20 protein-coding genes and 1 tRNA gene are annotated in these 20,836 nt (G+C 64.2%); 10 read left to right on the top strand and 11 right to left on the bottom strand.

The window, feature by feature from the left end:
• Nucleotides 1-57: 57 nt before the first annotated feature.
• The 3 genes from VIQ49_RS12030 to VIQ49_RS12020 form a co-directional block, all read right to left on the bottom strand.
• Entirely contained in the window at nucleotides 58-810 is a 753-nt protein-coding gene (locus VIQ49_RS12030; protein ID WP_331884844.1) for a class I SAM-dependent methyltransferase, read from the bottom strand.
• 19 nt (nucleotides 811-829) lie between these two features.
• Nucleotides 830-1,339 carry a DUF2505 domain-containing protein gene (locus tag VIQ49_RS12025; protein ID WP_331884791.1) on the bottom strand — a complete coding sequence of 170 codons (510 nt, stop codon included), beginning with the start codon at nucleotides 1,337-1,339 and terminating at the stop codon, nucleotides 830-832.
• 70 nt (nucleotides 1,340-1,409) lie between these two features.
• A complete protein-coding gene (locus VIQ49_RS12020) occupies nucleotides 1,410-1,910 on the bottom strand; it encodes a DUF2505 domain-containing protein (protein ID WP_331884789.1) in 501 nt (166 codons plus the stop codon).
• Here VIQ49_RS12020 and VIQ49_RS12015 point away from each other — a divergent pair.
• A complete protein-coding gene (locus VIQ49_RS12015) occupies nucleotides 1,909-2,991 on the top strand; it encodes a UDP-N-acetylmuramate dehydrogenase (protein ID WP_331884787.1) in 1,083 nt (360 codons plus the stop codon). The two genes, VIQ49_RS12020 and VIQ49_RS12015, sit on opposite strands and share 2 nt — an antisense overlap.
• A gap of 79 nt (nucleotides 2,992-3,070) precedes the next feature.
• Nucleotides 3,071-4,384 (top strand): L,D-transpeptidase, encoded by a 1,314-nt coding sequence (locus tag VIQ49_RS12010; protein ID WP_331884785.1) that lies wholly within the window; start codon nucleotides 3,071-3,073, stop codon nucleotides 4,382-4,384.
• A gap of 76 nt (nucleotides 4,385-4,460) precedes the next feature.
• On the opposite strand, the gene VIQ49_RS12005 is transcribed toward VIQ49_RS12010, so the two are convergent.
• Nucleotides 4,461-6,077, bottom strand: coding sequence for a DUF6777 domain-containing protein (locus VIQ49_RS12005; protein WP_331884783.1), 1,617 nt, complete (start codon nucleotides 6,075-6,077; stop codon nucleotides 4,461-4,463).
• A 143-nt stretch (nucleotides 6,078-6,220) separates the two neighbouring features.
• Nucleotides 6,221-6,988: an SDR family NAD(P)-dependent oxidoreductase gene (locus VIQ49_RS12000; RefSeq protein WP_331884781.1), complete on the bottom strand. Its 768-nt coding sequence runs from the start codon at nucleotides 6,986-6,988 to the stop codon at nucleotides 6,221-6,223.
• A 43-nt stretch (nucleotides 6,989-7,031) separates the two neighbouring features.
• Between VIQ49_RS12000 and VIQ49_RS11995 the strand changes: the two genes are divergently transcribed.
• Together VIQ49_RS11995 and VIQ49_RS11990 are read left to right on the top strand one after the other, a co-directional pair.
• Nucleotides 7,032-8,180: an ROK family protein gene (locus VIQ49_RS11995; protein ID WP_331884779.1), complete on the top strand. Its 1,149-nt coding sequence runs from the start codon at nucleotides 7,032-7,034 to the stop codon at nucleotides 8,178-8,180.
• A gap of 37 nt (nucleotides 8,181-8,217) precedes the next feature.
• A complete protein-coding gene (locus VIQ49_RS11990; protein ID WP_331884777.1) occupies nucleotides 8,218-9,045 on the top strand; it encodes a transglutaminase family protein in 828 nt (275 codons plus the stop codon).
• A gap of 304 nt (nucleotides 9,046-9,349) precedes the next feature.
• Here the strand turns inward: VIQ49_RS11990 and otsB are convergent, their stop codons facing one another.
• The 4 genes from otsB to VIQ49_RS11970 all read right to left on the bottom strand — a co-directional run bounded on the left by otsB (nucleotide 9,350) and on the right by VIQ49_RS11970 (nucleotide 15,184).
• The gene (gene otsB / locus VIQ49_RS11985; RefSeq protein WP_331884775.1) at nucleotides 9,350-11,905 is read right to left on the bottom strand and encodes a trehalose-phosphatase; all 2,556 of its coding nucleotides are present in this window, start codon (nucleotides 11,903-11,905) and stop codon (nucleotides 9,350-9,352) included.
• A gap of 93 nt (nucleotides 11,906-11,998) precedes the next feature.
• Nucleotides 11,999-13,477, bottom strand: a complete 1,479-nt coding sequence (locus tag VIQ49_RS11980) for a trehalose-6-phosphate synthase (RefSeq protein ID WP_331884773.1) — start codon at nucleotides 13,475-13,477, stop codon at nucleotides 11,999-12,001.
• A gap of 3 nt (nucleotides 13,478-13,480) precedes the next feature.
• Nucleotides 13,481-13,648, bottom strand: a complete 168-nt coding sequence (locus tag VIQ49_RS11975; RefSeq protein ID WP_331884771.1) for a hypothetical protein — start codon at nucleotides 13,646-13,648, stop codon at nucleotides 13,481-13,483.
• A gap of 18 nt (nucleotides 13,649-13,666) precedes the next feature.
• On the bottom strand, nucleotides 13,667-15,184 hold the full coding sequence (locus VIQ49_RS11970; RefSeq protein WP_331884769.1) for a threonine/serine exporter family protein: 1,518 nt from the start codon (nucleotides 15,182-15,184) through the stop codon (nucleotides 13,667-13,669).
• 6 nt (nucleotides 15,185-15,190) lie between these two features.
• On the opposite strand from VIQ49_RS11970, the gene VIQ49_RS11965 reads away from it, so the two are divergent.
• From VIQ49_RS11965 to VIQ49_RS11955, 3 genes are all read left to right on the top strand, one after another.
• Nucleotides 15,191-15,262 (top strand) — tRNA-Thr (locus VIQ49_RS11965).
• 305 nt (nucleotides 15,263-15,567) lie between these two features.
• On the top strand, nucleotides 15,568-16,470 hold the full coding sequence (locus VIQ49_RS11960; protein ID WP_331884842.1) for a tyrosine-type recombinase/integrase: 903 nt from the start codon (nucleotides 15,568-15,570) through the stop codon (nucleotides 16,468-16,470).
• A gap of 181 nt (nucleotides 16,471-16,651) precedes the next feature.
• On the top strand, nucleotides 16,652-17,284 hold the full coding sequence (locus tag VIQ49_RS11955; protein WP_331884767.1) for a hypothetical protein: 633 nt from the start codon (nucleotides 16,652-16,654) through the stop codon (nucleotides 17,282-17,284).
• A gap of 18 nt (nucleotides 17,285-17,302) precedes the next feature.
• Here the strand turns inward: VIQ49_RS11955 and VIQ49_RS11950 are convergent, their stop codons facing one another.
• Nucleotides 17,303-17,560, bottom strand: a complete 258-nt coding sequence (locus tag VIQ49_RS11950; protein WP_331884765.1) for a hypothetical protein — start codon at nucleotides 17,558-17,560, stop codon at nucleotides 17,303-17,305.
• 56 nt (nucleotides 17,561-17,616) lie between these two features.
• Between VIQ49_RS11950 and VIQ49_RS11945 the strand changes: the two genes are divergently transcribed.
• Both VIQ49_RS11945 and VIQ49_RS11940 read left to right on the top strand, forming a co-directional pair.
• A complete protein-coding gene (locus VIQ49_RS11945; protein WP_331884763.1) occupies nucleotides 17,617-17,835 on the top strand; it encodes a hypothetical protein in 219 nt (72 codons plus the stop codon).
• Nucleotides 17,832-18,236 (top strand): hypothetical protein, encoded by a 405-nt coding sequence (locus VIQ49_RS11940; RefSeq protein ID WP_331884761.1) that lies wholly within the window; start codon nucleotides 17,832-17,834, stop codon nucleotides 18,234-18,236. Before VIQ49_RS11945 ends, VIQ49_RS11940 begins: the two co-directional genes overlap by 4 nt.
• On the opposite strand, the gene VIQ49_RS11935 is transcribed toward VIQ49_RS11940, so the two are convergent.
• Nucleotides 18,233-19,147, bottom strand: coding sequence for a tyrosine-type recombinase/integrase (locus tag VIQ49_RS11935; RefSeq protein WP_331884759.1), 915 nt, complete (start codon nucleotides 19,145-19,147; stop codon nucleotides 18,233-18,235). The genes VIQ49_RS11940 and VIQ49_RS11935 overlap by 4 nt on opposite strands.
• 1,283 nt (nucleotides 19,148-20,430) lie before the next feature.
• Here VIQ49_RS11935 and VIQ49_RS11930 point away from each other — a divergent pair.
• Nucleotides 20,431-20,652 (top strand): hypothetical protein, encoded by a 222-nt coding sequence (locus tag VIQ49_RS11930; RefSeq protein ID WP_331884757.1) that lies wholly within the window; start codon nucleotides 20,431-20,433, stop codon nucleotides 20,650-20,652.
• Nucleotides 20,653-20,836 lie beyond the last annotated feature (184 nt).

Genomic DNA, 20,836 nt, shown 5'->3' with positions numbered 1-20,836 from the left:
ACGGGGATAAGGGCACGCTCGACGGAGGGTGGTCGGGTCAGGGGGCGGATTTCAGGGTCAGGTGGCCGGGGCGACTTGTTCCCACGGGATGGTGACGATGTTGTCGCGTTGACGCCTGCGATCGGGGGTCGGTGCAAAACCGAAGTCGGACAACAACTCCAGCGTTCGCTGCCACCGCTGGCGGGGTCCGAAGGGCGCGAACGGTGCCGCGATGTCCCAGCAACGATCCAGGCTTCCCAGGAGATCGTGGACGCGTTCACCGGGCACATTGCGGTGGATCAGCGCCTTCGGCAGGCGTTCGGCCAGGTCGGAAGGACGTGCGCTGTGCACGGGATCCCACGCCAGCGTGAAGGTCAGCGGGCGGTGGTCGTCGAGCAGGACCCAGCAGCATCGTCGGCCAAGTTCGTCGCACGTGCCTTCGACGATGAAACCGCCCGATGCGAGTTGCCGCTGCATCCGCGACCAGGCCGCCCCGACCTGGGACTCGTCGTATTGGCGGAGCACGTTGAAAGCCCGCACCAGATGTGGTCGTAGACCGGCCAATTCAAAACCACCGACGGCAAACCGAACCCCGTCCCGCGGCGGCACCACCCGCGCCGGATCGATTTCGAGTCCGACGAGCTGGACGTCGGGAACCACGGCGCGGAGCCGCGATGCCAGTTCCAGTGCGGTGTCCGGGCGGGCACCGTAGCCGAGATCGACGGCGAGTGGTCGTTGCGCCGATTCCAGCGCGGCGACGATCAGAGAATGATTGACGATCCAGCGGTCGATTCGTCGGAGCCGGTTGATCCCGGTCGTGCCCCGGGTGATCGTCCCGTCGGGCCGGCGGTCAGAGGTTGGCGTCGATCCATCCCGACGTGAATTCCGCCTCACCGCGGAACAGGTCAACGAGGTTGACCAGCATCAACTGCTCGAGTTTGCCGTTGATGAACGGGATGTAGACCTTGACCTCGGTGGTGCGGCGGATGGTGCAGCCGGTCTCGGTGGGGAACAAGTCCTGTACGCCGGTCAGGCTGCCGGGGCCGGCGGGGATCGATGCCGCGTAAGTGCCCTTGGTGCTGTCCGGGTCGAAAGGCCCCAGCGACTCGGTACGGGTGATGATCATGTCTTTGGTCATCACCGTCTGGGCGATGGGCGGCAACTCGGTGCGCGGAAGGACCTGCTTGAGGACAACATCGACGCCGTTGTCGCCGACGGTGTACGAATCGATCTCCGACTGCGGGGTGAGCTTGCGGAACTCCTCCATCTGCGCATCCCAGAACGCCCGGAGGCTCAGTGCCTCGTACACCTTCTTCGGGGCGTGGTGGTACCGGGCGGAGTAGGACAGACGTCGTGCCATGGGCAAAAGGGTAACCCGTGGGGCCATCAGGTCCCAGATCCGCCCATCGATCGCGGTGACCGGGGGTCGATCAACGCGCGTTGATCCACTCGACGGTGTAGTCGCGCTCGGCGGACATCAGTTCGATGATGTTCTCGACGATTGCCTTCTCGACCTTGCCGCCGACGAAGGGGATCGCCACCTCGGCGGTGCCCTCGAATGTCACGGTGCTGCCGGATGCGGTCGCGGCGAGGGTCTGCGTGCCGTGCACCTTCGCAGGCGCGCCCTCGACCTCGGCGGCGAACTCACCGGTCGACACGGTGCCACCGGCGGTCGACCAGATCACCGTCCGCGCGATACGCAGATCGCCGGGCCGGACCTTGGTCACGATCGAAGGCAACTTGTCCTCGGGAACCCGTTGTTGCAGGACAACGGTGACCTTGTCGTCGGTGGCCGTGAAGGATTCGAGCTCGGAGACGTCGGCGGCGACATTCGCGACCAGATCTTTCCAATATTGCTCGGAGGTGACCGCCGCAGCGAAGTCGGCCGGGGGACACGGAAAGTCGATCGAATGCCGCAGCTTGGTCGCCATGAGTGCAGGCTACCGTTGCGGGGTGGCCGCACAAACACATGACCGCCTCCAGCTGTCCGAGATCACCACGTTGCGCGTCGGCGGTCCCGCCCTCGACATCGTGAGCTGCGACGACTCCGAGTCGTTGATCGCGGCCGTCGGACGTCTCGATGCCGCGGGCACGGCGGTGTTGCTGGTGGGTGGGGGATCGAATCTGGTGATCGGTGACGACGGATTCGACGGCACGGTGGTCAGGATCAACAACACCGACCTCGACTGGAGATCCGATCACGTGGTCGCCGGTGCCGGTGTGAACTGGGACGCGCTGGTGGCCGAAAGCGTCGAGCGTGGATTCGGCGGGCTCGAGTGCCTGTCCGGCATCCCCGGCGCGGCCGGTGCCACACCGGTCCAGAACGTCGGGGCCTACGGAGTCGAGGTGGGTTCCCTGCTGCGCGCGGTGCAGGTGCTGGACCGCCGAAGCGGTGCACTCAACTGGGTCGATCCGGGGGATCTGGGTCTGGGATACCGCACCAGCCGGCTCAAGCACCACAGCGACGAGTTGGTCGTCCGGGTGTCGATCAGGCTTCGCGACGACGGTCTGAGCGAGCCGATCCGCTACGGCGAACTGGCACGGGCCCTTGGCGTCGAGAGCGGGGAGCGAGCACCGGTGGCGCAGGTACGTGAGGCCGTGCTGGCGCTGCGGGCGAGCAAGGGAATGGTGCTCGATCCCGACGACCACGACACGTGGAGTGTCGGCTCGTTCTTCACCAATCCGGTTGTCCCGCATGACTATCTGCCGAAGGTCCTGACGCAGATCGTCCAGGAACTGGGCGCGGAGGCAACCGTCCCGCAGTTCCCCGCGGACTTCGGTGTGAAGCTCTCGGCCGGCTGGCTGATCGAGCGGGCGGGTTTCGCGAAGGGCTACCCCGATGCGTCGGCCCCCGCACGGCTGTCCACCAAACACACGTTGGCGCTGACCAATCGGGGGCAAGCCACCTGTGCCGATGTCATCGAGCTGGCCCGGCAGGTTCGTGATGGCGTGCATCACAAATTCGGGCTGTGGCTCGAACCGGAACCGGTATTGGTCGGCTGCTCCCTGTAGGTCGCCGCGAGGACGTTGTTGTTCCAGGTCACAGGTGCGGAGGCCGGTCGAGGCCGACACCACAGGTAGTCTTTGACGCATGAATGACTACCGTGACCGTTTGCTGCTGTCCAGGCGCGCGGCCCTCACGGCGATTGCCGTCGGCGCGGCTGGGGTGACCGCAGCAGCCTGCAGTTCCGACAGCGATTCCCCCGGCGGTGCCCAGGAGAGCAAAGCGCCCGAAGAGCCGAAGGCCGACATCGCCTACAGCCCGGCCCTCGACTCCGACGATGCCTCACCGATCGACGAGGTGTCCGTCAAGGTCACCGGCGGTGTTCTCAATCCCGATGTGCAACTGACCAATGCGAACGGACGCGTGGTGTCCGGCGAGTTGTCCCCCGACCGCACCACGTTCAAGATCACCGAGCCCCTCGGCTACGGCGGTCAGTACACCTGGGCGGGTTCGGCATTGGGCGAAGACCGCCAGACCGTTGTGATCGCCGGCACATTCGCCACCCTCACCCCGGACAACCAGATCAGTTTGGTGATCAACATCGCCGACGGTCAGGAAGTCGGTATCGCTGCGCCGCTGATCCTCAAGTTCGACGGCGTCGTGACCGACAAGAAGGCCGTCGAAGAGGCGCTGAAGGTCACCACCACACCGGAAACCGAAGGCAGCTGGGGTTGGCTGGGCGAAGACGGCGGCTCCCGAGTGCACTGGCGCACCAAGGATTACTACCAACCGGGCACCAAGGTGTCGATGGTCGGCAAGCTCTACGGCGTGAACTACGGCGACGGCAGCTACGGCGAGGCCGACGTCACAAGCGATTTCGTGATCGGTCGCAACCAGATCGTCAAAGCCGACGCGGACTCACACCAGATCGTTGTGCAGAACGACGGCAACACGCTCATGACGCTGCCGTGCAGCTACGGCGAAGGCGACCTCGACCGTAACGTCACGCGCTCCGGTATCCACGTCGTCAGCGAAAAACATGAGCAGTTCTACATGAGCAACCCGGCCGCCGGCTACTTCAACGTGCTCGAACGCTTTGCGGTCCGGATCTCCAACAACGGCGAGTTCATCCACGCCAACCCCGACACCATTGGCGTGCAAGGCTCTTCGAACGTCACCAACGGCTGCATCAACCTCTCGCTCAGTGACGCCGAGCAGTACTTCAACACCGCGATGTACGGCGACCCGGTGGAGGTCATCAACACGCGGATACCGCTTTCCGAGGCCGACGGCGACATCTACGACTGGATCTACGACTGGGAAACCTGGAAGTCGATGTCGGCGATCGCCGGGGACCCGGATGTGAAGTCGGCACCGGCAACTCCGGAGAGCGCCCCGGACGTCTCGGGCATCCCGAGCACGCCGGCCAACTCGGGAGCACCACAAGCACCGGTGGGCTGAGTCGGCGCAGCAAGGCACATGACAGTGCCCCGGAGCCATTGAGCTCCGGGGCACTGTCAGTGTGGTGAGAGTGTCGTCAGCCGGCCGCAGGTGCGAATGACTCGGCGGCGGGTTCGCTTGTGACCGTGGTCGGTTCGCTGGTCGGCGCGACTGTCTCGGTTGACGTCGCTGCAGGTTCCGGTGGTGCCACGGTGGCAGTCGGAATGAGTGTCCAGACCGCCGATGTGACCGTTGCCGTCTCCGATGTGGGGAGCGATGGATCGGTGACATCGATGAGCTGGACTGTCCACACCCCGAGTGTGTCGGTACCCGTGGTGATCGCGGTCTGGCCGAGCGAGCTCGTCGGGACCGCGCGTGCCACACCGTCGGTGCAACTGAGTTCGGCGGTGGACTGCGTCGGATCCGGGACCGTGCAGGTCACCGCTGTGTTGTCGTCGGTGAAGGTGAAGCTCGAGACGATGTCACCGCTACCGGTGAACACGGTCGGTGTCGGTGCGGCACTACTGCTGGTCGAGGGCGCTGCCGGGGCAACCTGGGCTGGGCTGGACGACGGGGCCGCAGACGTTTCGGACACGGCGGGTGCGGCCGGATCCGACGACACCGGAGCTGCGGGGCCACTCGACTGGCCTGGTGCCTCGGATTGCGGTGCTGCCACGGCGGTTTCGGATGACTCGGATACCTCTGCCGCCCGACGCTGGACTTCCGAAGCCGGTGCTCCGTCCGCCTGGATCCCGTTGGCTTCCTGCTGCACGGGGTCGTCCGTTGTGAAGGGCTGGTTCAGGGCTGCCGGTGTGGGCAGTGGATCCGTAAGTGGCGGAAGGCCGTCGAGGTTGAGAATCCCGCCGACCGTGCGGAGCAGGGGCTGCAGTGTGTTGAGATCGATGAGCGTCAGCGCTGCCGGAGCAGGTGCTGGATTGGGTGCTGCCACAACGGTTGTGGTGTTGTTGACGATCGTCGTGTGCTCGTTGTGGTAGGTCACGTAGACAACCTGGTGTGGGCCATAGTGATCCCACGGATGGCCGACGGGATGGTACCCGGCAATCGGTGTACCAGCCGGTGGCGCAAGAGGATTGCCGCAGGCGCAGCGCACGCGCGGGACGCCGTGGGCATCGACCAGCACCGCGGTACCGGCCTGGAACACCGACTGGAACGCGTACGCCCCGTTGTCCGAATAGCTGTGGTTGGTCACCCAGGTGTCCCGGGTCAGGACAACCGGGGTGAGGGTGTCGAGGTAGTACGGGATCTGTTCGGTGCTGATCCCGAACACGCTCGCCCAGGCGCGGGCCTGCGCGGGATTGTTGGCCAGGAAGTTGGCGAGTGCGGCGGTGTCACAGACCGCGTCACCGTCTGCGGCGTACAGTCCGCCGGTGGTGCCGTCGATGGCCTCGACACCACGGACGGTGGTCGCGCCCTGTGGTGCGAGGTTCGCCGCGTCGCCCAGCGGTCGGTTGCTGACCGCCACCGACGGGGAAAACGGATCGGTCCCGGTGCTGTTGGCGGCCTCCAGCACCAGATCGGGCGCCGGGGTCGCCTTGACCTTGCTGTCGGAGTTCGTGAGCAGGAACGCCGCACCGGCACCCAGGAAGGTCAGCAGCAGTGCGGCGACGATCGCAAGGACGATGACAATCTGTTTCCGGTCGTTGGGTGGAGACGGAATCGGTCCGGGCGGGGCAGCATCGTAGGGGTAGGTCACTCACGTCTCCAAGGTCCGGTGCGGACCTCGGCCCGTCGTCGTGAGGGACCGGGTTACCCGCGCATGGGTTATGTCTGAGTTTCGCGCGCCGGGCGCGGTCTGTTACCGAACCCCGGGATCTTCATACGAACGTACGAGGATGGCTAACCGGTTTTGATGTTTCGGCGGGCGGAGGCCTGGTCACGGGGCATCAGCAGGATGGTGTCGAGGTTGACGTGCGGCGGCCGGTCGGCGACAAAACCGATCACCTCGGCGACGTCCTCGGCGGTCAGTGGGGTCAGGCCCTCGTAGACCTTGTCGGACTTTTCTGCGTCGCCGTCGAAGCGAACGAGCGAGAACTCGGTTTCGACCATGCCGGGCTGGATTTCGGTCAGCCGAACCGGCTTGCCGAGGAGTTCGGGTCGCAACGTGCGGTGCAGGACACCCTGGGCGTGCTTTGCCGTGGTGTAGCCGGCCCCGTTGTCGTAGGCCTCGGTGGCGGCAATCGAGCTGATGGTGACGATGAGTCCGTCGCCGGAGTCGATGAGTTTCGGCAGCAGGGCCTTTGTCACCCGCAGGGTGCCCAGGACATTGGTCTCCCACATCCAGCGCCAGTCGTCGAGGTCGGCATCTGCGACGGTGGCGAGACCCTTTGCGCCTCCGGCGTTGTTGATCAGGACGTCGACCGCAGGGATCTGGTCACAGAACTGCCGCACGGATTCCTCATCGGTGACATCGAGCGAGATCGCCGTTCCGTCGATCTCGCCCGCCAGCTTCTCGAGCCGGTCGACGCGACGAGCGCCGACCACGACGTGATAGCCCTGCGCAGCAAGAACTCTGGCGGTGGCCTCGCCGATACCCGAACTGGCCCCGGTTACTACGGCGACCTTGCGATCACCAGTATTGGACGCGGTGGTGGCTGCAACTGTCATGGAGTGCAGTCTAGGTGCGGGTGGACCGGTAGATTTTTTCAGCATGCGGTCAGATGTGGTGGGAGACGGAGCTCGGCACGAGCGCCGAGTACGTGTTTCCCGGACCGTGTCGTTCGAACGCGGTGATGGCGCGGCCGCGGTCGTATTCCGGGCGGTCCGTACGCAAGGCCCCGTCACGCGGGATCTGCTGCCGGCCGCAACGGGCCTGTCCCCGGCGACGGTCAATCGGCAACTACAGGTCCTCGACCGGTTGGGATTGGTCAAGGAGCGCCCTGATCTCGTTGCGGCCGGCGCCATCGGACGCCCGAAGATCCCCCTGACCCTCGACCGCGATCGGTTCTGTGTGATCGCCGTCCACATCGGGGCGCTCTCGACCCTGCTGATGGTCGCCGACCTCGGCGGCCGGCCGCTGCAGACGGTGGCGATGTCGACCCCGGGCGGTTCGGCGGCGGAAGCGCTCGCGCTGATCGCACGCCGAGCGGCGTTGGTCGCCGATTCCTTCACGCAGCGTGTGCCGCTGTGGGCGGGAGCCGCGGTGGGCGGCATCGTCCATCAGGACGGCAGCGTCGACCATGCTCAACTCGGTTGGCAGCGGGCACCGGTCGGTGAGGCGCTGGAGGACGAGCTGGGTCTGCCGGTGTCCGTCAGCCCGCACGTGCAGGCGATGGCGGCGGCCGAACTGTTGCTGGCCGGTGCCGACAACACCACCGGGACCGATCTGCTCTTCTATGTCCGTGAGACGGTCGGCCTGGCCACGACCATCGACGGCAGGGTGCAGGAACGTCCCGGGAACATCGGTCACATCCCGGTGCGTGCACCGCTGTTGACGGGACTGCCGCAATCGACTCTGCAGGAGGTTGTCGGCCGCAAGATCTTCGACGACGCCGTGGCCGCCGGTGCGGATCCCGGCGAGTTGCACGATGAACGAGCCCGAGTGCTCGGCGAGATGGTGGCCCTGGTGCGTGATCTCATCAATCCCGACCGGGTGGTCCTGGCCGGACATGTCTTCGCCGAACACCGTCACGGACTGGCCCCGGTCCAGGCGGCGTTCGACGCGGCAAGCGGCCTTCCGCCGATCGAGTTGTCGCCGCCGAGGTTCGGTGCGCGGGTCCAGGAAGGCGCAGCCGTGGTGGTATCGCTCGGGGCACTCTACGCTGACCCCATCGGTGCCTTGCAGAACTCCAGTACCTGACTCGGCCGACCATTCTCCGAAGGGATCGTCCATATCCATGTCAGGTGACCTCGGGCAAACCGCTCAACGTGATGTTTCGGCTGTACTCGATGTGGTGGTGAACAAGGCCGCCGAAATCGAGTTGCAGATCGCCGTGGCCCGGCTCGGTGGGACGCAGGTGACCGAGACCCTGTCAGTTCGGTTGAATGGCGCCCCGATCATTCCGGAAGAGATCGTGACGGCCAGCGGCAGTCGTATCCACTGGTTGCAAGCGGAACCGGGCGACCTCTACATCCAGTATTCGGCGAGCGTCCATACGCCGGCCGAACCGCCGCAGGTGGCCGCCTTCGATCGCTCGCTCTATCTTCGGCCGAGTCGATATGCGGAGGCCGACAAGTTCTTTGGGTTTGCGGCAGGCCAGTTCGACACCGGAATGCCGCCGGCGGAACAGTTGGTTGCCGTCACAGACTTCGTTCGGCAGCGGCTCGCATACATCTTCGGGGCAAGTGACCCCATCGACGGCGCCGTCGACACCTTGTTATCGGGTGCCGGGGTGTGCCGGGACTTCGCGCACCTGGTGGTTGCGCTGTTGCGTGCGTTGGGAATTCCGGCCCGCCTGGTGTCGGTGTACGCCCCGGGGCTGTACCCGATGGACTTCCATGCGGTGGCCGAGGCGCTGATCGACGGCCGGTGGGTCGTTGTCGATGCCACCGGGCTCGCGCCACGCCAATCGCTGGTGCGGATCGCCTCCGGCCGGGACGCCGCCGATACGGCATTTCTCGACAGCCACGGTGGCGATATCGCTCTTCGCAACTATCAGGTGAGTGCAATCGTGGACGGCTATCTACCGATCGACGACCCGACGCAGCAGGTTCAGTTGCGGTAGGGAACTCATAGACTGTGGCGACGGGCGGGTGAACGCCAGGGCCGGGGACTCGTACATCGCTGCAGGGCGGCGGACCTCGGTGCCGGCATCGGGGTCGGCGGTGCCGGAGTGCAGGTCGAGCAGAACGAGGTGAAACTCTTCGCACGGCGTGGTTGGTAGGTCATGTGGAATACCTTGCATCGTGATGCTTGGTATCCACTTGGAGCGCGCTTGGGAGGGCGAACTCCCACGTGGGGACCCGGGCGCGAACTGCTGATCGAAAAGTGTTGCAGTGCAGGCGCGCCCGGGATCCTGCTGGGCCGTGCTATTCCCCCAGCAGCCGTGCGCAGCGGAGCAGGCCGATGTGACTGTAGGCCTGCGGGTGGTTGCCCAGGGCGCGTTCGGCGACGGGGTCGTATTCCTCCGAGATCAGTCCGGTCGGACCGGTCGCCTTGATCATCTGGTCGAACAGGGCTTCGGCATCGTTGCGCCGATCGATGAGCAGATACGCCTCGATGAGCCACGCGGCACACAGATGGAAACCACCTTCGTCGCCGGGCAGGCCGTCGTCGTGGTGGTATCGGTATACCGTTGAGCCGCTGCGGAGTTCGGCCTCGGTCGCGACGACGGTGGCGGTGAACCGCGGATCGGACGCGTCGATCAATCCCGACAACCCGATGTGCAGAGTCGCCGCGTCGAGATCGACCCCGTCGTAGGCGGCCGTGAACGAATTCGCCTTGGCGTTCCAGCCCTGCTTGAGCACCTGGCGGGCGATGGTGTCGCGTAGAACGGACCATCCCAGTTCGGTCTCGCGGCCGAACTCCTCGCCGAGCTTGAGGGCACGGTCGACGGTCAACCAGCACATCACCTTGGAGTAGACGTGATGGCGTGGATTGCCGCGGATCTCCCAGATGCCGTGGTCCGGCTCGGTCCAGCGGCGTTCCACCGCGTAGACCATGTCCTTCACCAGATCCCAGTCGGCCGCCGACAATGCTTCGGTGTGACCATCGGCCTTGCGGGCGTGAGCCAGTGTCGAGATCAGGTCGACGATCGGTCCGAAGACGTCGAGCTGGACCTGCTGGTTGGCCGCGTTTCCGACGCGGACCGGACGCGAACCGGCGTAACCGGGCAGCGAATCGATGACGGCCTCGGGCGGCAGCCCGCCGCCGGCCAGCGTGTACAGCGGGTGCAGCCATTCGGGGCCGGTGACGGTACCGAGGACGCGGTGCAACCAGCCCAGGTAGTCCTCGGCCTCGGTGTACGAGCCGACGGAGACCAGGGCCGACGCGGTCAGGGCCGCATCACGCAGCCAGCAGTAGCGGTAATCCCAATTGCGAACGCCGCCGAGTTCCTCGGGTAGCGATGTGGTGGCCGCGGCCATGATCGATCCGGTATCGGAGTGGACCAGTCCGCGCAGTGTCAGCGCCGACCTCTTCATCAGGTCCCGCTTGATGCCGGGGAGGTCGAGGGTGGCTGCCCATTCGCTCCAGTACTTCTCGGAGGTGGAGCGGCGCTCGGATTCGGGAACCTCGGAGGGGTCGATGTCTTCGGTACCACAACGTAGTTCGAGGACCAGGGGTTCTTCGGTGAGCTGGACGAAGGCGGTGGCGCTCTGGTGCTGGCGATCGGTTTCGATTTCCCAGCGCACGCCCGGGGCGCGCAGGACCAGCGGCTCATTCGAGCCGTACACGCGTAGGCCGTCGTCGGACGCTTCGATGCGAACGGCGGCCTGACCGAACTCGGGACGCGGCGAGAACCGGATCCGGGTCTTGACGCTGCCGCGGATCACCCGGGTCAGGTCGGTGCGTCCGACATGGACGTCGTGGGGGAGGTAGTCGGTGACCTCGAGTCCCGCCCAACGCGTCCGGACCGTCATGGTGCCGTCGACATAGCGCTGGCTCAGCGGGAGGGGACGCTTGTCACCCTCGACGACCGGGACGATCGAGAACTCGCCGGCTTCGTCTGTGCCGAGCAGGCCGGCGAACAGCGCAGCCGAATCCGGCTCGGGATGGCACATCCAGCAGACATTTGCTTCTGGGGTGACCAGGGCGACGGTGCGCGGCGACGCGAGCATCGTCAGCCGTTCGATGGGGACCGCGGCGTCGCCGCGAAGCCAGGTGCGCCGTTCCTCGACGAGGAACGCCAAAGCCGTGGCCACCTGCTCGGTGTCATCGATCCGGTAGGTGGCCAGGGTGTCGCCCTCGCCGACCTTGACGCCGAAGTCCGGTCCGTGGAGCCGGTGGAACGCCTTCTCGTCGGTGACGTCGTCGCCGAAGAAAATCGCCGCGCTGGCGCCGGCCTCGTGGCGCAAGATGTCGAGCGCTTGGCCCTTGTCGGTCTTGATGACGGCCAGCTCGATGACGGCTTTGCCCTCGGTGACCTGCACACCGTCCCAGGTGGCCGGTCCGGTGCGGACGCGGTGAAGGGCGGCGTCGGCGTCGGTGACCGAGGCGTTCCGTACGTGGAGTGCGGTACTGGCCGGCTTCGTCTCCACCGTCACGTTGGTGAAGTCGGCGGCGATGGCCCGGAGTTCGACGATCAGCGTCTCGAGGAGTTCGGTGGCTTCAGGGGTGATCTCGTGGACAAAGCCCACATCGAACTCGCTGCCGTGGCTGCCGACGAGGTGAACCTCGGCGGGCAGACGTGACAGCGTGGCCAGATCCCGCAGCGCACGCCCGGAGATCACCGCTGCGGTGGTCGAGTCCAATTCGGCGAGGGCACGCATCGCCCGCACCGAATCGACGTTGGGTCGTGCATCTTCGGGACGGGAAACGATGGGGGCCATGCAGCCGTCGTAGTCCGAGGCGACGAGCAGCCTGGGCATTCGAGCGATTGCTTTGAGGGCGCGCCGTAGTTCCGGAGCCAGATCTTTTGCACTCACCACGAGAGTCTAAGGCTGCGCACCCCGGCGAAGTCCAATCCACTGCACGATCTGTGCGTAATTGCATTGCTCGTCACAGTGTGTGCCTGTGTCTCAGACGAGATCGAGCCCGCGGTTCTGGCTCGGGATGGTTTCGGCGTCAGCACCGAGTGCACCGAGAAAGCTCTTCGCCCAGCGCTGCACGTCGTGGGTGAGGACCTGCCGACGAAGGGCCCGCATCCGGCGTTTGCCTTCTTCGGGATCTTGTTCGAGCGCATCGGTGATGGCCAGCTTCACACCGTCGGTGTCGTAGGGATTCGCTTGGAACGCCTGTCGGAGTTCGGCTGCAGCACCGGTGAATTCGCTCAGGACCAGCGCGCCACCGAGATCACTTCGGCAGGCCACGTACTCCTTGGCGACCAGGTTCATTCCGTCGCGCAACGGCGTGACGAGCATGACGTCGGCCGCCACGAAGAAGGCGATCAGATCGTCGCGGGGGACCGGGCGATGCAGGTACTGCACCACCGGGTGTCCGACCTGACTGAAATTGCCGTTGATGTTGCCGACGAGCTGTTCGATGTCACCGCGCATCTTGATGTAGCTGTCGACACGTTCCCGGCTCGGTGTGGCGAGCTGGACCATCGTGATGTCGTCGGGGTTGACCCGCCCTTCCTCGAGGAGTTCGGCGAGTGCCTGCAACCGGACGTCGATGCCCTTGGTGTAGTCGAGGCGGTCGACTCCGAGCAGAATCTTCTTCGGGTTGCCGAGTTCTTGGCGGATCTCGGCGGCGCGCTTGCGCACCTCTTTGGATTTGGCGCGGGAATCGAGCTCGCCCGAGTCGATCGAGATGGGAAAGGCGCCGACCCTTACGGTGCGGAAACCGACCTGCACGACACCGAACTTCGAACGGACGCCGACCTGCCCCTTGGACGTGGCCTGACCGGCGAGCCGACGGGCGAGGTAGAGGAAATTCTGCGCACCACCGGGCAGATGGAAACCGATCAGATCGGCACCCAGCAATCCCTCGATGATCTCGGTGCGCCACGGCATCTGCATGAACAGCTCGACCGGCGGGAACGGGATGTGCAGGAAAAAACCGATTCTCAGGTCGGGACGCAACATCCGGAGCATCTTCGGCACCAGTTGCAGCTGGTAGTCCTGGATCCAGACCACCGCACCCTCAGCCGCAGCTTCCGATGCGGCTTCGGCAAACCGTCGATTGATGGCGACGTAGGAATTCCACCAATCGCGGTGGTACTCGGGTTTGACGATGACGTCGTGGTACAGCGGCCAGAGAGTCGCGTTGGAGAAGCCTTCGTAGTATTCGGCGATCTCCTGGGCCGACAGCGGCACCGAAAAGAGCTGGAGCCCTTCGACCTCGGGATGCTCGACGACATCCGGCTGACCGGACCAGCCGACCCAGGCTCCGGTCCGCGATCGGAGGATGGGTTCGAGGGCGGTGACCAGACCGCCCGGACTGCGCTTCCACCGGACGCTGCCGTCTGCGAGTACTTCTTTGTCAACCGGTAGCCGGTTGGCGACCACTACGAAGTCGGCGCGGGTGTCGGACTTTTTCGATCGCGTTGCTCCCACAGATCAGGCTTCGCCTGGTGCAATTCCAAGCATCGCGAGCAACATGCGGCATTCGTCGGCGTCGACTGCGTACGCAGCGACGACCCGGCGGGCGGAGTTGGCGGTCTCGTCGGCCACGGGTTCCAGATCTTCGTCGGCGATGTCTGTTTTGTCACTGGTCTTGGCAGGCATGGCGAATATTCTACCTGGTCATATTCGTCCGTCGGTCAGGCCTGGTCGCAGGTCTGACTTCCGCAGCGGTTGGGTGACGGCCTCCGGGTCGACGTCGGGTTCGCCTGTCATGCGACCTGGGCGAATGGCCGAGCGTGCGGTCAGCAGCGCTCGGGTCGGCCTGGTCGGGATCCGGGGCCGGCGCAGCGTACGGGCGACGAACTCGCCGAGGGTGACGCCGGCGGCCAGTGAGCAGCCGACGCCGATCGCCGACCCGAATGCGGTCAGTCCGTCGATCGTCTGCCCACTGATCAATCCGTAGAGCCCTCGATAGATCGCAAGACCTGGCAGCAGTGGAGTGATCCCCGCGACAGCGACGACCAGTGGCGGGGTCAGCGCCCGGCGGGCGAGCAGGCCACCGACGAGTCCGACCATCGAGGCCGCGATACCCGCCGAGATGACGGGCCCGAAGTTGAAGTGACCGGCGGTCGCGACGATGGCCGCACCGATGGCACCACCGAAGAACGCTGTCGGAAGTGCCCGGAACTCCGCGTAGCTGGCGACGGCGAACGCGGCGGCGGCAATACCGCCGGCCGTCACCTGGACAGGTGTGTTGGCGAGGTCGAACGCGGTGGTGGAGGTGATCGTCGGCAGATAGACGCCGGTGGCCTCCATCAACCGGATGGCGATGCCGACGCCGCTGATGATGCCGCCGGTCATGATGAGCAATTCGAAGAAGCGGGCGCAGCCGGTGATCGGTGCTCCGGTGATGGCGTCCTGCACCGAGCCGACAAGTGAGAGCCCGGACAACAACACCACCACGCCGGCTGCGATGACCAGCGAAGGCTTGATGTCGATGCCGAGGGTCTCGCGGTTCTCGTAGACGATGGCCGCCGGGATGACCGCGATGAAGCCACCGGTCATCTGCTGGAAGAACAAAGGGGTGCCGATCTTGTTGAGCAGACGGTTCGTCCGGTCGATCACCGCTGTGGTCAGGAACGCGACCACCGCAACCAGCCAGCCACCTCCGAGCAGCACCGACAACGCACCGGCCATCGACGACCAGGCAAGGGTCGCGACCCAGCGACGGTAGGGGTGAGGTGCGGCGATGATGGCGTCGATGACGGCGTGGGCTTCACCGGGATCGATCGCCAGGTTCCGGATCTTGCGGACCAGTCGGTCGACGGCTGCCAGACGGGTGAAGTCGAGCGAGCGGTAGTGCACCGACTTCATCGCGGTCACCGGCGGCATCGTGGTGCCACGACGCGCGCTCACCCAGATGGTGTTGTACGTCACATCCACTTCGCAGTTCTCGACGCCGTACATGCTCGCCACGAACCGGACCTGCATCTGGGTGTCGATCGCGCCGGTGCCCGAGTCGAGCAACACCGCTCCTACCTGGATCGCAAGGTTGAGAACCTCGGTAACTGCGGCATCGTCGGTGAGGTCGATCGGCTGTCTGGGCGATACCGCCGGTTCGAACGGTTCGATCGTGTCGATCGTCGCTCGACGACTGCCGGCGATGAGCCGGGGAAGTCTCGCGATATACTCACGCACGCAGTTGCCTCCTTAGCTCAGTGGTAGAGCACTCGCCTTGTAAGCGAGCGGTCGACGGTTCGAACCCGTCAGGGGGCTCAAGTTTCTCAGTTGCCGACTAAGCGGGCGCCTGAGCCGTACGTACTCCCCGACAAGATCCCAGCGTAGGGGACGCAGATGAGTGGTAACGACCCCATCAACCCCGACCACTATGTCCAGTTCGACCACTCTGGCTGGGGCTGCTCCTGCGGCGCCGGGCGGCACTGGCCCCTGGCTCCAGTAGGTCGCGCGCGGGCGGCAGCTGATCGGCACTTGCTCGCGCAGTGGAAGCGCCAGCGCGCGCGGCCGGTGTCGTCCGTTCGAATGAATCTGGGATACGGGAATAAACCTGGCCTGTGACCGAAATGTCAGAGAAACGCCATCAGAACGTAACGGTCAGAAATGGTACGCAAGTGACAAAAGTGGTCAATGATAAGTTCGTGAAAGCACCTATAAAATCGAAAGTATTGCAGGACTGGGCAACTCGGATGTACCAAGAGGGAAAGTCGAACCGCACAGTCAAAGATCGGATGACCGTCCTCAATCGATTCGAAAAGGACATCCAACGGCCGGCTCTCGCCGCGGACACGGATGACGTCGCAGAATGGTTGGCTCGGCCAGAGTTGGCGGCCGTCACGAAGTCGGTCTACTTCTCGATACTGAACGCGTTCTACAAGCACGCCACCATCGTCGGGCTCCGTGAAGACAACCCGATGGCGAGTCTCAAAGCAGCTCGGCGACCGAAGCGATATCCACGACCGCCCTCGCCGCAGCAGTTCATGCGTCTGCTCTCGAACGCACCGAACGGCGACATGAAAGCGATGGTTCTGCTCGGCGGGCTACAGGGCCTTCGGGTCCACGAGATTGCGCGCTTTCACTCACGCCAGATCGATATCGAAGCGCAAACAATCGAGATCACAGGCAAGGGTGGATCAACCTACGTGCTGCCCGCACATCCCCTGGTCGTAGAACACGCGAAGAAGATGAAGTGGGGCTACTGGTTCACGTCGCAACGGGCCAAACACATTGGCGGACGCACTGTTTCCGAGCGTCTGCGGATCTACATGCTCCAGCAGAACGTGAACGCCACAGCCCATGCACTCCGCCACTTCTTCGGAACCGCACTGGTGGCCAGCGGCGCGGACCTCCGAGTCGCGCAAGAACTCCTCCGGCACGCATCGTTGCAAACGACGGCGATCTACGTGCAAACGTCCGACAAACGCAAGCGCGCGGCAATCGAAAGAATCATTTCAGACGACTTTGCCTGACGTATAACGACGGCAGCGGGCCGAGCAGTAACCCCGCCGCCAATCTCGACGGACAACAAAAGAGATTGGCAAATTACCCCCCCCCCCGCAATTTCAAAGATTCGCGCAGGGGGCCTACGGATATGTATTTCGTTTGGAAAACGAACAATGTTGGTCTGATTGTTGCTTTACGCTTCGCTTCATGATGAAACGATTGCTAGTCGGAGTTGGGGCCACCCTTCTGGCGTTTAGCGTGACGGCCTGCGGGGACGACACCAGCGATATTGAGCAAAAGGCCATTGATGCTGCAGCGTCGATGACTCCGCCAAGCCTTGATTTGGACCCTGGCGATTCCAGTCAATCGAAAAATGAACGCGGAGCAATCGAGGCGCCCCTGGGAGAGCCGATCGAAGTTCGCGACGGTGACCAGCTCATCATCAAGATCACCGACACCCGCCTTGTGACCACCGACTGTGAACCATACGAACCCGCCACGCCCGACATCACTAACGCCAAGTTGGCCGCCACCATCGAAGTGGGCGCGGCCGAGATGACTGAATGGCTGTGGAAATCCGACTTCTACTACGTCGGGACCGGCCGCGAGTCGGGCAAGCCAGAGACGGTGCAGAACGTCACACTCTCGACAGAGGATGAATCGTTCGGGTGCACCGGAACAGAGCAGTTTATCGACGTCCCGCCGAACAGCACGCGGGCTGGATCGGTGGGACTTTCAATTCCCACAAAGGCCGACGCGATCGGATACAGCCTGGACCTGGGCCAGATCCAACAGCGTATCGAGTGGACGCTGCCGGAGAACTGGGCGGCGGCAATCTGACAACGAGCGTTCCGGCCTTCAGGCCGCGGCCTTCTCCCAGTACAGCTGCTCGACTAGGTTGCAGATTCGTTCCCAGTCCTGGGCGGGCGTCAGGGTGGCGAAGTCGATGCCGGCGGCTGTCAGGTGCGTGAGCACATCGTCCCCGTAGCCTTCCCATTCCTGGTCGATGAAGTTCGCGATGGTGGTGGCGGTGACCGGACCGTTGGCGAGTGCCTGCATGTCCAGGTCCCAATCGAGGGTTTCGAGGATCTTCTTGAGCTTCTCTGTCTTCGTCATGATTTAAGTCTACCCCAGTCTTGACTTGTTTGTCTACCCCAAGGTAGACTAATCTCATGACCACACGGAATGACGTACTCAAGAAGATCGCCAAAGCAGCCAAGGCCGAGGGCCTGGACTTCGACTTTGTTCGCGAGGGCGGCAACCATTCGGTGTACCAGCTCGACGGACTGGCCATCCCGATCGGACGCCACAAAGGCGAGATCGGCAACCGGTACGCCGAGATGATCTACAAGGAATGCGAGCCCAAGCTCGGAAAGAGGTGGTGGAAGTGAAGGTGTCAGCGGTCGCGAGCCGGGACGGAAAGTTCTGGCTCGTGCACGTGCCCGAGATCGGGCACTACACGCAAGCGCGAACGGTCCGGGAAATCGAATCGATGGTCACCGACTTGGTCGCGGTGTCCGAAGAGGTGCCGGCCGAATCGGTTGAGGTCACGTCGATCTCGTTCACGCTGCCGGATGATGTGCAGGAGCAGCTGCACCGTGCGGAGGAGCGTCAGCAGGACGCCACGCGCGCGAACAGTGAAGCGGCTGAGGCTCGGCGAGCTGCGGCGCGGTTGCTTCACGACAAGGGCCTGACGTACCGCGACGTTGGTGGGGTCCTGGGGATCTCCCACCAACGCGCGGCGCAGCTCATCGCCGAGGTCGGTGCTTCGCCGAACGAACTATCTGCCTAGGCGACCGACCCCAGCCATGCCGCCAGGGCGTGCGCGCTGTGGGTGTCGAGGTTGGCTCGGCCGCGGTCGTAGATCTTGATTGTGGTGGTGATGTCGGAGTGGCGGGCTGAGAGCTGCACTTGCCGGATGGGGACGCCGGCGTCGATCGATCCGACGATGAACCCGTGCCTGAGAACGTGCGGGGAGATGTTGCCGGTGATGCCTACGGCTTTGGCGCAGCGCTTCACGACGCGGTCGGCTGACCGCCGGGTCATGCGGGAGCCGTCCCGGCGGAGCAGCAGTGGGCCTTCGGTGCGTCCGGCGATCGCGGCGTCGATCGCGCGCATGACCGCCGGCGGCTGCGGGATCAGCGCGAGCTTGTCGCCTTTGCCGACGAACCGCAGGCACCGGTGGGCTTTGGCGACGTGCAGGCAATCGGCGATGTCGAGCTCGCACGCTTCGGAGACTCGCAGGCCGAGATAGGCCATCAGGACGATGAGCGCGTGATCGGTCGGTGACGAGTCGTAGGCGGCCCGGACGAGGCGTTGCGTTTCCTCCCGGGTGAGCGCGACGCGGCGGCCCTGGTCGACGTGAGCCTTGGGTCGACGCACCAGGCGCGCAGGGTTTTTCGCGATCAGCTCGTCGTCGATCGCCAGCTCGTACATCTGCGACAGGGTGCCGATTCGGTGGCTGATGGTCGACGGAGCGTTCTTGCGGTCGTCTTTGAGGTACCGCATGTACAGCTCGAGGTGGGTGCGCTTGATGTCGGCGATCGGATGCAGGCCGTACTGCTCGCACCACTGGGTGAAGATCATCAGATCCTGGCGGTAGGAGGCTTGGGTGTTCGAGCCCTCCCAGCGCATCAGGAACGATTCGAAGAACAGCCAGAGGTCATCTCGCGGCACGATCGGCAAAAGGGTAGCGTCAGGCATCAGCCCTCCAGGTTGTAGTCATCTGGTTGGGTCAGACCCCGGCAGGTGTTCCACCACCTGTGCGGGGTCGCTCGCTATCGCGAACCGTCAGCTTACAGCCGAGACCGGTTGTGCGCTAACAAAAAAGACCCTCCCGCACTATGGGCGAGAGGGCATCGCGTGACAGCTACTGCAACGCCTCCTGGACACGAAAGAAGGACCGCGACGCTGTGCGACTCGGCCCTTCTTCGACTTCGGGTGCAGTACTAACTACCACAGTGAGCAACTGCAAAAACTACTGACAACAGTGTTGTACTCGGCTGCCGCTGGTGTCAACAACCCCGGCGCGTCGTCTTGGCCCACTGCGCGACACAACGCGCCTGACCTCGATCAATGACGGAAGCCCCGGCACTTAAGGCAGGATTTGCGACACGCCCGAAACGCCGAGACGCGCCGGAATTCATGCTGGTGTAGATCCTGTGACCTGGGACTTTCATGAATGTTATTCGCAACGTGTTGTGTCGGTTCCGAATGTCAGACACTAGGTGTAGTGTTCTGTCCACCACAGTGAAACATCCCAACTGCATCTACGAAGGGGGACGGCTTTGCCAGTCTTCATCTCGAACATTCCCCGTGCCCACGCCCTCGGGTAGGCGCATCCCGGTCGTGCACTCAGGTCTGCGCGCCGCAGTCCACGCATGTCGGCACGCCGCAGTAGCCCGTGATCCGCCCATCGCCAGCCATCGTGACCGCTCCCTCAGTACCGTCCAGGCCCGCGGCCCGCCCATCCAGTCGGAACCACTCGCCACCGCATTCGCGGCAGCGTAACGGTTCAGAGGTATCGGTCGGCGCATTCCTGCGGCGACTATCCAGATCTACAACTGAGGAGCTAGGCATGAGTGTGCCTTCTCGTAAAGGCCGGGGCCCCATGGGTTTCGGAGGCCGGTGGAAGACCGGTCAGCGTGTCCCGTCCACCGGAAGTTACGTCGACCAGCATGGCGTCGTTTCCTTCCATGAGGCTCACGCGACCTTCCCGCCCTGTATCGGGCGGAAGGGTGCGTGTGCATGGCGGTTGCCCTTCCGGGCTACCCGTCAGACCGCGTAAGCGGCGGATCTCCAATTGACTCTGGAGGGGTTTGTGGTTGCTGCCCCAGCCCCTCCAGGGTCTCCATAGTGCCAGTCTTGGCAAACCTTTGCACAATCTTGCGACACAGAAGTGCATTTCATCACCAGATCGAAACCAAACTGGTCGATCGGCTCGCAGTCGACCAGCCACCTCTTCGACCACAGAAAGGCCTGATTATATGGCCGACGCAATCCGCACCTTCAAGGGTGACATCGCCGTCACCTTCGCTGACAAGAGCAAGCACACCTTCACCGGCGCCACCGCCGCGATCTTCGAGCAGAGTGGAGTCCTTCGAGTTACAGATTCGGACAACATCGAGCGGTTCTACTCACCGAGTCACTGGGCCGAAGCGACCAACGGCACCGCTCGCAAGCCTCAGCGAGCTGGAACCGTTTACTGAGCTGCATTGATCGAATATGCCCCGCATCTCGGTGCGGGGCATATTCAGCGTTATGGGCGGGGAAGTGCGGTCGTCAACAAATGTCAGCGCTTGCCAATGTCGCCAACGGGTCTAGCGAGAATCAACAGGATTCTGAGACACTGAACCGCATGAGACGCGCCTACCTCCCGACCGGTGCCATCAG

Origin of the sequence: Williamsia sp. (genome assembly GCF_036566845.1) — a bacterium.
Lineage (GTDB): Bacteria > Actinomycetota > Actinomycetes > Mycobacteriales > Mycobacteriaceae > Williamsia.
Note: the sequence above shows the minus strand (reverse complement) of the source record. Positions and strands in the feature narration are given on the sequence as shown.

Excerpts from the sequence above, each read along its gene's own strand:
- VIQ49_RS12025 (WP_331884791.1), bottom strand. The coding sequence starts at position 1,339 with ATGGCACGACGTCTGTCCTACTCCGCCCGGTACCACCACGCCCCGAAG.
- VIQ49_RS12015 (WP_331884787.1), top strand. The coding sequence starts at position 1,909 with ATGAGTGCAGGCTACCGTTGCGGGGTGGCCGCACAAACACATGACCGC.
- VIQ49_RS12020 (WP_331884789.1), bottom strand. The coding sequence starts at position 1,910 with ATGGCGACCAAGCTGCGGCATTCGATCGACTTTCCGTGTCCCCCGGCC.
- VIQ49_RS12010 (WP_331884785.1), top strand. The coding sequence starts at position 3,071 with ATGAATGACTACCGTGACCGTTTGCTGCTGTCCAGGCGCGCGGCCCTC.
- VIQ49_RS12000 (WP_331884781.1), bottom strand. The coding sequence starts at position 6,988 with ATGACAGTTGCAGCCACCACCGCGTCCAATACTGGTGATCGCAAGGTC.
- VIQ49_RS11995 (WP_331884779.1), top strand. The coding sequence starts at position 7,032 with ATGCGGTCAGATGTGGTGGGAGACGGAGCTCGGCACGAGCGCCGAGTA.
- VIQ49_RS11990 (WP_331884777.1), top strand. The coding sequence starts at position 8,218 with ATGTCAGGTGACCTCGGGCAAACCGCTCAACGTGATGTTTCGGCTGTA.
- VIQ49_RS11975 (WP_331884771.1), bottom strand. The coding sequence starts at position 13,648 with ATGCCTGCCAAGACCAGTGACAAAACAGACATCGCCGACGAAGATCTG.
- VIQ49_RS11960 (WP_331884842.1), top strand. The coding sequence starts at position 15,568 with ATGTCAGAGAAACGCCATCAGAACGTAACGGTCAGAAATGGTACGCAA.
- VIQ49_RS11955 (WP_331884767.1), top strand. The coding sequence starts at position 16,652 with ATGATGAAACGATTGCTAGTCGGAGTTGGGGCCACCCTTCTGGCGTTT.
- VIQ49_RS11950 (WP_331884765.1), bottom strand. The coding sequence starts at position 17,560 with ATGACGAAGACAGAGAAGCTCAAGAAGATCCTCGAAACCCTCGATTGG.
- VIQ49_RS11945 (WP_331884763.1), top strand. The coding sequence starts at position 17,617 with ATGACCACACGGAATGACGTACTCAAGAAGATCGCCAAAGCAGCCAAG.
- VIQ49_RS11935 (WP_331884759.1), bottom strand. The coding sequence starts at position 19,147 with ATGCCTGACGCTACCCTTTTGCCGATCGTGCCGCGAGATGACCTCTGG.
- VIQ49_RS11930 (WP_331884757.1), top strand. The coding sequence starts at position 20,431 with ATGGCCGACGCAATCCGCACCTTCAAGGGTGACATCGCCGTCACCTTC.